This is a genomic window from Mesorhizobium sp. (assembly GCF_024509055.1).
Classification (GTDB): Bacteria; Pseudomonadota; Alphaproteobacteria; order Rhizobiales; family Rhizobiaceae; genus Mesorhizobium.
In genome coordinates, this window is sequence record NZ_JANINM010000531.1 from 1 (window position 1) to 9,398 (window position 9,398).

The 9,398-nt window shown below is 63.6% G+C and carries 7 protein-coding genes; 2 read left to right on the forward strand and 5 right to left on the reverse strand.

All coding sequences use genetic code 11. The features are described from left to right. From Q0L57_RS31755 to Q0L57_RS31775, 5 genes are all read right to left on the reverse strand, one after another. Positions 1 to 1,342 (reverse strand): efflux RND transporter permease subunit (locus Q0L57_RS31755; protein ID WP_296747046.1); only part of this gene is annotated, 1,342 nt, incomplete at its 3' end. Then, entirely contained in the window at positions 1,339 to 2,607 is a 1,269-nt protein-coding gene (locus Q0L57_RS31760; protein WP_296747047.1) for an efflux RND transporter periplasmic adaptor subunit, read from the reverse strand. The genes Q0L57_RS31755 and Q0L57_RS31760, both read right to left, overlap by 4 nt. Positions 2,608 to 2,822: 215 nt before the next feature. Next, complete coding sequence (locus Q0L57_RS31765) at positions 2,823 to 3,419, reverse strand: LysE family translocator (protein ID WP_296747052.1); 597 nt, start codon at positions 3,417 to 3,419, stop codon at positions 2,823 to 2,825. 91 nt (positions 3,420 to 3,510) lie between these two features. Next, entirely contained in the window at positions 3,511 to 4,086 is a 576-nt protein-coding gene (ilvN, locus tag Q0L57_RS31770) for an acetolactate synthase small subunit (protein WP_296747048.1), read from the reverse strand. 74 nt (positions 4,087 to 4,160) lie between these two features. Beyond that, positions 4,161 to 5,942 carry an acetolactate synthase 3 large subunit gene (locus tag Q0L57_RS31775; protein WP_296747049.1) on the reverse strand — a complete coding sequence of 594 codons (1,782 nt, stop codon included), beginning with the start codon at positions 5,940 to 5,942 and terminating at the stop codon, positions 4,161 to 4,163. Between the two features lie 337 nt (positions 5,943 to 6,279). Here Q0L57_RS31775 and Q0L57_RS31780 point away from each other — a divergent pair, with 337 nt between their 5' ends. Together Q0L57_RS31780 and Q0L57_RS31785 are read left to right on the forward strand one after the other, a co-directional pair. Further along, complete coding sequence (locus Q0L57_RS31780; protein ID WP_296747050.1) at positions 6,280 to 8,199, forward strand: sigma-54-dependent Fis family transcriptional regulator; 1,920 nt, start codon at positions 6,280 to 6,282, stop codon at positions 8,197 to 8,199. Positions 8,200 to 8,364: 165 nt separating this feature from the next. Next, a partial coding sequence (locus Q0L57_RS31785; protein ID WP_296747051.1) for an NAD(P)/FAD-dependent oxidoreductase occupies positions 8,365 to 9,398 on the forward strand: 1,034 nt, incomplete at its 3' end.

Below are 9,398 nucleotides of genomic sequence, written 5' to 3' on the forward strand. Positions count from 1 at the left end.
GGATGAACACCGCCACCAGCGAGATCGAGATGGAGATGATGGTGAAGCCGATCTCGCGCGCGCCCTTCAGCGCCGCGTCGAAGGCCGACAGCCCGTCCTCCTCCATGTGCCGGAAAATATTCTCCAGCATGACGATGGCGTCGTCGACGACGAGGCCGACGGCCAGGGTAAGCCCCATCAGCGAAATATTGTCGATGGAGAAGCCGAACAGGAACATCGCGCCGAGCGTCGCGATCAGCGAGATCGGCACCGCTACGGCCGGAATGATGGTCGCTGTCACGCGGCGCAGGAAAACGAAGATCACCATCACCACCAGGGCGATGGTCAGGAGCAGCGTGAACTGCACGTCGGAGACGGCGGCGCGGATCGAAGTCGAGCGGTCGTTGAGCAGCTTGATGCTTGCTGCGGCCGGCATCTGATCCTCGAAGGACGGCAGCATCGCCTTGACCTTGTCGACGACATCGACGGTGTTGGCGTCGGGCTGGCGCTGGACGGCGAGGATGATGGCGCGCGTGCCGTCATACCAGCTTGCCGTCGTCGTGGTCTGCACGGAATCGACCACGCGGGTCACCTCGCCCAGTCGCACCGGATGGCCGTTCTTGGTGGCGATGATGAGGTTGGAAAAGCCCGCCGCGTTGTCGAGCTGGGTGTTCGCAGTGATGGTAAGCTGCTGCTTGTTGTTCTGCAGGACGCCGAGCGGCGTGTTGCTGTTGGCGGACGCGATCGCCGTCTGCAGCTGGTCGATCGAAATGCCCCGCGCGGCGAGCGCTGTCGGGTCGATCTGGACGCGCACGGCGTATTTCTGCTGGCCGTAGATCGACACCTGCGCCACACCGTCGATCGTCGACAGTGAAGGCGAGATGACATTTTCGGCGAAGGCGTCAAGATCGGTCAGTGGAACCGTGTCGCTGACCAGCGACAAAAGCAGGATCGGCGCATCGGCGGGATTGACCTTGCGATAGCTCGGCGGCGAGGTCATTTCGGGCGGCAGCGATTTCTGCGTACGCGCGATCGCGGCCTGCACGTCCGCCGCCGCCGCATCGATATTCCGGTTAAGCACGAACTGGATGGCGATGGAGGTCTGGCCGAGCGAGTTCGTGGTCGAGATCGAATCGATGCCGGCGATGGTGGCGAACTGCTTGATCAGCGGCGTGGCCACAGCTGTCGCCATCGTCTCTGGCGAGGCGCCGGGCAACTGGGCCGAAACGTTGACCACCGGGAATTCGGCGCTCGGCAGCGCCGCCACCGGCAGGAACTTGTAGGCAAAGATACCGCCCAGCACGAGGGCGAACGACATCAGCAGCGTCGCGACGGGCCTGCGTATGCAGAATTCGGAGATCATTGCTGCGCCTCGCCGGCCTTGTCGGCTTCCGCGACCTTCGGAGCGGTTTGATCGCCCTCATGCACGGCGGCACCGTCCTTCAGCCTCGTCTGACCCTCGACGACGACTTTCTCACCGCTCTTCAGACCCTGACTGACGGCGCTGTTCTGGCCTGCCGTCAGCGCCACCTGCACAGGCCGCATTTCCACGGTGTTATCCGGCTTGACGACGTAGACGAACGGTCCTTTCTGGCTCGGCTGGACCGCGACCGTCGGGACCGAAACCATTTGCGGCATCGTGCCCGCGTTGAGCACGACATTCACATACTGGCCCGGCCATAGCGAGAGATCGGCGTTGGGCAGGCTCGCCCGCGTGGCGATGGTGCCGGAAGCGGTATCGACGCTGGAATCGACGAAGTCGAGCGTGCCCTTGCCGATCGGCGTCGGATTGCCGTCCTTGGTGAGCGTCACCGCGCCTTGCTGCGGATTGGCCAGCGCCTTGTGCAGCAGCGCGAGATTGCTTTCCGGCAGATTGAAGGTCACCTGCAGCGGATCCATTTGGGTGATCGTCACCAGCGGGGTCGTGGTGCTGCTATTGCCGTTGCTGGTGGTGACGAGATCGCCGACCGCGACATTGACGGCGCCCAGCCTGCCGGAGATAGGTGCGGTGATTGTCGCGTAGCTCAGCTGGACGACGTCGGCGTCGATCGTGGCCTGGTCGGCATCGACGGTGGCCGCAGCCGCCTTCTGCGCAGCAACCGCCTGATCGTAAGTCTGCTGGGTGCCGGCCTGCTTGGCGACAAGATCCTTGGCGCGCTGGAGATCCGCGGCGGCGCTGATCTGCAGCGCCTGGTCCTTGGCAAGCGTAGCCTTGTCCTTGGCGAGCTGCGCCTTGAGCGCGCGGTCGTCGAGCGAGAGCAGCAGGTCGCCCGCCTTCACCATCTGGCCGTCCTTGACGGCGATCGACACGATCTGGCTGGAGACGCGGGCATTGATGCTGACCACGGCCGGCGAGGAGACGAAGCCGATGGCGTAGCGGCGGATCGGGAAGTCGGCGGTCGTCGCGGCCGCGGAAACGATCGAGGCTGAACGCGCGCCGCCGCTACCGCCCTTCGCACTATCCGGGGCCTTGGCTGTCTTGTCCGATCCCTTGTCCGTTCCACCAGGCACCGCCTGCTGGCCCGAAATCAACGCTTGGACCTTGCCCAACGTCGTAGGCGAAAGATAGAGTCCGGCGCCTGCCAGGCAGGCGACCGCAACAACTGCAAAGGCGATTTTCCCGCGCATCGACATTAAAGCCCTCTACCCGACACGCCGAAACCGGTGGTCTATCTTAGCTCGATTTACGGCCTTCCGCCGCAATTTTCGCTAAATAGATAATACAAGGCTTTGGCGGAAAAGGGCCAAAACGCGGCATTACGAAGATTTAATGTGCAGTGCACAATCCCTGTGCAGTCAGCTAAAGTACGGCGGTGGGCGCTCCCGGCGAGCCGAAAACGAGCTCAGCGCAGCATCGGCCAGAGCGTCGCAGCCAGCAGCACGCCCATGCCAATATTAAACCATTTCAGCCGTATCGGATCGGACAGAAAACCACGCAGCGCCGTGCCGAAACCGGCCCAGACGGAGACGCTGGGCAGGTTGACGATGGCGAAGGCGGCGGCGATGAGCATCACCGAGATGAACGGGTGGTCGGGGTTGGTGTAGACCGCCATGGCGGTAATCGCCATCACCCAGGCCTTCGGATTGACCCACTGGAACGCCGCCGCATCGATGAAACGCATCGGCTTCGCTTCGGTCTTGCTCCTGCTGGCCATTGAACGCGACATCGCGATCTTCCAGGCGAGATAGAGGAGATAAGCCGCACCCGCTATCTTCAATGCAGTGTGAAGCGCGGGCACCGCCGTGAGCACCGCGCCGAGGCCGAAACCGACGGCCAGCAGCAGGACGAAAAAGCCGATGCTGATGCCGAGCATATGCGGGATCGTCCTGACGATACCGAAATTCACCCCGGATGTGAGCAGCATGAGGTTGTTCGGCCCTGGCGTGATCGAAGTCACGAAGGCGTAGACCAGGAGGGCGAGAAAGGCTTCAGCGGACATCTGAGCTGCAAGGACGGTTAGTGCTGACTTAGATTGCTCGATCCTTTGGCGCCGCGGCCGCGATCCAGAATCACCGCCGAGCGCATCATGCTCACATCCCCTGCGGGCCACGGTTCATCGCAGCCACGCCGGTGCGGCAGATCTCGACAAGGCCGAGCGGCTTCATGATGGCGATGAACTGGTCGAGCTTGGAACCCTTGCCGGTAATCTCGAAGATGAAGTGCTCGGTGTTGGCGTCGATGACGCTGGCGCGGAACGCGTCGGCAAGGCGCAGCGCCTCGACGCGGGCCTCGCCGGTGCCGGCCACCTTCACCAGCGCCAGTTCCCGCTCCAGCGGCCGCTCCTGCCCGAACTCGTGCGAGCGCACGGTGAGGTCGACGACGCGGTGCACCGGCACGATGCGCTCGAGCTGGTGCTTGATCTGCTCCAGCACATGCGGCGTGCCGCGCGTCACGATGGTGATCCGCGACAGATGCTTCTCGTGCTCGGTCTCCGAGACGGTCAGGCTCTCGATGTTGTAGCCGCGGCCGGAAAAGAGGCCGATCACGCGGGCAAGGACGCCCGGCTCGTTGTCGACCAAAACGGAAAGCGTGTGGTTTTCCGGCTTTTCGGTCTCCTTGGCGATGAAATAGGCGGAACCGGTGGGTTGAAGGTGCTGTGCGTTCATGACCTGAATCTCGATTTCAAACTCTTGATCTAATACCCTGTTTCCACACGGCTTCCCGCCGCGCGCCGAGCCGCCTACACCAGTTCCCTGCCCTTGGCGTCGATTGCGTTTGCCACCGCCTCATCGGTCGCCTCGTCGGGCAGAAGCATCTCGTTGTGCGCCTTGCCCGAAGGGATCATCGGGAAGCAGTTGGCCAAGGTCGCCACCCGGCAGTCGAACAGCACCGGCTTCCTGACCGAGATCATCTCCCTGATCGCGTCGTCCAGCTCGTCCGGCTTCTCGCAGCGGATACCGTGGCCGCCATAGGCCTCGGCCAGCTTGACGAAATCGGGCATTGCCTCGGTGTAGGAATGCGACAACCGGTTGCCGTGCAGCAGCTGCTGCCATTGGCGCACCATGCCCATGTACTGGTTGTTGAGGATGAAGATCTTGATCGGCGCGTCATACTGCACCGCCGCGCTCATCTCCTGCATCGTCATCTGCACCGAGGCATCGCCGGCAATGTCGATGACCAGCGCATCGCGATGCGCGATCTGCACGCCAAGCGCCGCCGGCAGGCCGTAGCCCATCGTGCCCAGGCCGCCGGAGGTCATCCAGCGGTTCGGCTTGTCGAAATGAAAGTGCTGCGCCGCCCACATCTGATGTTGGCCGACCTCGGTGGTAATGTAGGTGTCCTTGTCCTTGGTCAGTTCGTAGAGTCGTTGGATGGCGTATTGCGGCATGATCACGTCGCTGTTCATCTTGTACGCGAGCGAGTCGCGCGCACGCCATTTCGCGATCTGCTCCCACCACGGATAGAGCGCCTTCTTGTCGGTCTTGGCGGTCGCCCGCCACAGCCGGACCATATCCTCCAGCACCCGGCCGACATCCCCGAGGATCGGCACGTCGGCGCGCACGTTCTTGTTGATCGAGGACGGGTCGATGTCGATATGGATCTTCTTCGAGTTCGGCGAGAAGGCACTGAGTCTGCCGGTGATGCGATCATCGAAGCGCGCGCCGATGCAGACCATCACATCGCAATCATGCATGGCCATGTTGGCCTCGTAGGTGCCGTGCATGCCGAGCATACCGACCCAGTTCTTGCCCGATGCCGGATAGGCGCCTAGCCCCATCAGCGTTGAGGTGATCGGGAAGCCGGTGAGGTCGACCAGCTCGCGCAGCAGATGGCTCGCTTCCGGCCCTGAATTGATGACGCCGCCGCCCGAGTAGATGATCGGCTTTTTCGCGCCGGCCATCAGCTCGACAGCCGCTTTCACCTTCTCCAGATCACCCTGGACCTTCGGCTGGTAGCTGGTGCGCGGCGCCGTCTGCGGCGGAACGTAGAAGCCCTTGGCGAACTGGACGTCCTTCGGAATGTCGACCACCACGGGACCGGGACGGCCGGTCGTAGCGACGTGGAAGGCCTCATGGATGGTGGCTGCCAGTTCGTTGACGTCCTTGACCAGCCAGTTGTGCTTGGTGCAGGGCCGCGTGATGCCGACGGTGTCGCATTCCTGGAACGCGTCCGAGCCGATCAGCGAGGTCGGCACCTGGCCGGTCAGGCAGACCAGCGGGATGGAGTCCATCAGCGCATCCTGCAGCGGCGTCACCGCGTTCGTGGCGCCAGGCCCGGAGGTCACCAGCATGACCCCGGCCCTGCCGGTCGAACGCGCGTAGCCCTCGGCCGCGTGGCCGGCGCCCTGCTCGTGGCGGACCAGGATGTGCTCGACCTCGTCCTGCTGGAAGATTTCATCGTAGATCGGAAGGACCGCGCCGCCCGGATAGCCGAAGACGTGCTTGACGCCGTTGTCCTTCAGCGCCTGCACCACCATCTCGGCGCCTGTCATTTCGCGCCGCTCGTTTTGTCCATTGCTCATCGGTCTGGTCCCGTACTGTTCGCCTTCTGGCGCTTTGCTGGTCGTTTAGTTCGGTTGGAGGCAATAAAAAAGGCCCCCGAGGGAGCCTGTGTGATGCGCATGGGAGGTTTTCGCCCGGCGGTTACACCGCCTTGCCCACGCGCCCGCCTACGAGAATGAGTGCCGTTTTCATGGGCGCGGACAATAAGGGCCAAAACGCGGGCACGTCAATGGGGTGAATCGCGAATTCACCCAGGCGTGAGATCGGCCCGTTCACGGGCTACCATAGTACAGTTGAGCGCGCGAGGCGGAAGCACCACTATCGGCCGGCAAAGGACGTTGCCTGCGAGGAGGACGCATGGCTGGCGAACGCGAGCACATACGTGAGATCGAGCAGGTCCTGTCCGGCGTGCGATCGGTCCGCGACGACGTCGTCGTGCAATCCTGGCAGCGCTGCGTCGACACGCACCGGCTCGACCCGGCCAAGCCCACCGAGGCCTACATCGTTCCCGAAACGCAGTTGCGCGAACACCGCGAGCAATCGGAACGGCTGATCGCGATCGCCCGCAGCGGCCTGGAAACGCTGTTCAGGCAGGTGGCGGGCCAGAACTACGTGCTGCTGCTGGCCGATGCGAAGGGCGTCACTGTCGACTTCCTCGGCGATCCGCAGTTCATGGATCAGCTGCGCAAGGCCGGCCTCTATCTCGGTTCGGAATGGTCCGAAAGCCGCACCGGGACCTGCGGCGTCGGCTCCTGCATCGTCACCGGCGAGGCGATGACCATCCACCAGACAGACCATTTCGACACCACCCACACACCGCTGTCGTGTACCGCCGCGCCGATCTTCGACACCAATGGCGCATTGACCGCGGTGCTCGACATTTCGCTGCTGCGCTCACCGCAGCCGAAGGTCAGCCAGAACCTGGCGCTGCATCTGGTGACGGCGTCGGCGCGGCGCATCGAGCTCGCCAACCTGATGGCGCAGATGCACTCCGAATGGGTTTTGCGCTTTTCGCGTTCGCCGGAATTCCTCGATGTCGATCCCGAGGCGGCCATCGCGCTGGACGCGTCCGGCCGCATCCTTGGCACGACGCGCGGCGGAGCGCTGCTTTTGGCGCAGGCCGGCGGCATCGACTGGAGGCAGTCCTCGCCGATAGGCCAGCCGATCTCGCGCTATCTCGATATGGGCATCGACGACCTGCCCAACTTGACACGCGGGCGTCCGACCGAGGAGCGGCTGGTGTTCGGCCGCAACGGCAGCGCGCTCTTCGCGCACGCCATCGAGCCGCAACCGAGCGGTGGACGCCGCGCTCCGGTCGAAATGCTGCCGAAGGCGATAGCCGAGCTTTCCGGTGGGGATCCGGCGATGTCGGCGGTGCAGGCGCGGGCCGCCAAGCTGGCGCGCACGACCATTCCGATCCTGATCCATGGCGAGACGGGCTGCGGCAAGGAGCATCTGGCCCGCGCGATCCATGAAAGCTCGCGGCGCAAAGGACCGTTCGTGGCCATCAACTGCGCCGCGATTCCCGAACATCTGATCGAGAGCGAGCTGTTCGGTCACGCGGCGGGCGCCTTCACCGGTGCCGCGCCCAAGGGGCGCAAAGGGCTGATCGAGGCCGCCGACGGCGGCACGCTTTTCCTCGACGAGATCGGCGACATGCCCTACGCGCTGCAATCGCGGCTGTTGCGTGTGATTGCCGAGCGCGAGTTGATCCCGGTCGGGGGCACCGAACCGCGATCGGTGGACATCAAGATCGTCTCGGCCTCGCATCATGACCTGCGCAAGCTGGTCACCGAAGGCTGCTTCCGAGAAGACCTGTTCTACCGGCTCAACGCCGCCTCGCTGACCTTGCCGCCGTTGCGCGAGCGCACCGACTTCGAATGGCTGCTGGATCGGCTTGTGGGTGAGCGTGCACGCCTGGCCGGCGGCGCGGCAAGGCTGTCCCCGGCGGCAAGGCTGGCGCTGATCCGCCACGGTTGGCCCGGCAACATTCGCGAACTCGTCAACGCAATCGATCTGGCGATGGCACTCTGCGACGGCGAAACGATCCAGCCGTCCGACCTGCCCGAATTTTCCTCGCCGCATCCGACGCTGCCGGTCCAGCTCACAAGCCTCGTCGGGCTGCGGCAGCCTTCCCCGGGCGAAGAACGCGCCGCACTTTTGGACGTCCTGGCAGCTACCGGATGGAATATCTCGGAGGCCGCGCGACGCCTCGGAGTCGATCGCACAACCGTGCATCGCAGGATGAAACGCCTGCGGCTGGAAGCACCCAACTAGCTGTTGCATCAGCTGTGGCGCGCCATGATGCATGCAACAGCTCTGCAACGCGCATGACGATGGCAGGGAAGCCTAACCGTTTGATTCCATTGCAATCCTCATAGAGCGCCATGGCTGGCATGCGACTTGCTGTTTGTATTTCGACTCTAGCAAACGGAGGAGAAAATGCTCGAGAGAACACCCACCATCAAGGCGCAGGCCCTGCTCGACAAGTTCGGCAAGGCTTTGGAAGCAGGCGATATCGATGCGGCCGCCAATTGCTTCCAGGAGGATTGCTACTGGCGCGATCTCGTCACATTCACCTGGAACCTGAAGACGATGGAAGGACGCGAGCAGATACGCGACATGCTGGCATCGACCCTTGCCACCATCAAGCCGACTGGCTGGTCTGTGGCCGAAGGCGAGGAGGCCAGCGAGGCGGACGGCATCATCACCGCCTGGATCACGTTCGAGACCGAGGTGGCGCGCGGCTACGGCCTGGTGCGCTTCAGGGGCGACCTGATCTGGACGCTGCTGACGACCATCGCGGAACTGAAAGGTCATGAGGAAAAGGCCGGTTTTACCCGCCCGCTCGGCGCCAAGCACGGCCACGGCAAGGACCGTAAGACCTGGCGCGAGGAGCGCGACGACGAGATCGCCGAGCTCGGTCACACCAGGCAACCCTATGCCCTCATCATCGGCGGCGGTCAGGGCGGCATCGCGCTCGGCGCCAGACTGAAGCAACTCGGCGTGCCGACCATCATCATCGAGAAGAACGAGCGTCCCGGCGACTCCTGGCGCAAGCGCTACAAGTCGCTCTGCCTGCACGATCCAGTCTGGTACGATCACCTGCCCTATATCGACTTTCCGAAGAACTGGCCGGTCTTCGCGCCGAAGGACAAGATCGGCGACTGGCTGGAGATGTACACCAAGGTGATGGAGCTGAACTACTGGTCCTCCACAACCGCGAAATCCGCCAAATATGACGAGAAGTCCGGGGAATGGACCGTAGTCGTCGAACGGGACGGCAAGGAGATCACGCTGAAGCCCAAGCAGCTGGTGCTGGCCACCGGCATGTCCGGCAAGGCGAACTGGCCGAAATACAAGGGCCAGGACATCTTCAAGGGCGAGCAGCAGCATTCCTCGACCCATCCCGGCCCCGACAAATATCGCGGCAAGAAGGTCGTGGTCATCGGCTCCAACAACTCCGCCCACGACAT

What these genes read in the sequence shown, in the direction of transcription:
- Q0L57_RS31760 (WP_296747047.1), bottom strand. Translation starts at nt 2,607, where the DNA reads ATGCGCGGGAAAATCGCCTTTGCAGTTGTTGCGGTCGCCTGCCTGGCA.
- Q0L57_RS31765 (WP_296747052.1), bottom strand. Translation starts at nt 3,419, where the DNA reads ATGTCCGCTGAAGCCTTTCTCGCCCTCCTGGTCTACGCCTTCGTGACT.
- ilvN (WP_296747048.1), bottom strand. Translation starts at nt 4,086, where the DNA reads ATGAACGCACAGCACCTTCAACCCACCGGTTCCGCCTATTTCATCGCC.
- Q0L57_RS31775 (WP_296747049.1), bottom strand. Translation starts at nt 5,942, where the DNA reads ATGAGCAATGGACAAAACGAGCGGCGCGAAATGACAGGCGCCGAGATG.
- Q0L57_RS31780 (WP_296747050.1), top strand. Translation starts at nt 6,280, where the DNA reads ATGGCTGGCGAACGCGAGCACATACGTGAGATCGAGCAGGTCCTGTCC.